Source organism: Bartonella capreoli, assembly GCF_902813205.1.
In the GTDB taxonomy this organism is placed as follows: domain Bacteria; phylum Pseudomonadota; class Alphaproteobacteria; order Rhizobiales; family Rhizobiaceae; genus Bartonella; species Bartonella schoenbuchensis.
Map to the genome: position 1 here is coordinate 1 of NZ_CADDZX010000310.1, position 410 is coordinate 410.

The 410-nt window shown below is 43.9% G+C and carries 1 protein-coding gene; it reads right to left on the reverse strand.

Annotation, left to right across the window (positions count from 1 at the left end):
- Nucleotides 1–410 (reverse strand): contractile injection system protein, VgrG/Pvc8 family (locus tag J7R05_RS08570; RefSeq protein ID WP_281388238.1); only part of this gene is annotated, 410 nt, incomplete at both ends.

Consider the following 410-nt stretch of genomic DNA (forward strand, 5'->3'; position numbering starts at 1 on the left):
ATCATACTCTTCAATATCTTCTGGGTTTTGTGCTGCTGATGCTGCTTTTTGATCATCTCCTTCACCTGGTGTTAATCCCTGTGCTTCTCCTTTTTCATCACGTGCACTGTATTTAAAATCCCAAGAGCTACACATTCTTTCATGAATAGCGTCCACAGGTAGCATCTCTCCAGTAGTATCCTTGCCTTCACCACGTTTGGCCAGAACAAGTCTGCTATCCATAGGTTTTGCTACAGCGTCATATTCTGCAGCAAGTCGTGCTGTAAAAGCCATGTCGCTTTCACCCGTCTGATCAAGGTGACGCACGACAATCTTTGCTAGATAAGGATCAACCTCGGGAATGTAGCCATTGCGCTTTACTATTGCTTGAATAATCTTGCCCAATGTTGTCTGATGATAAGACTGGCTTT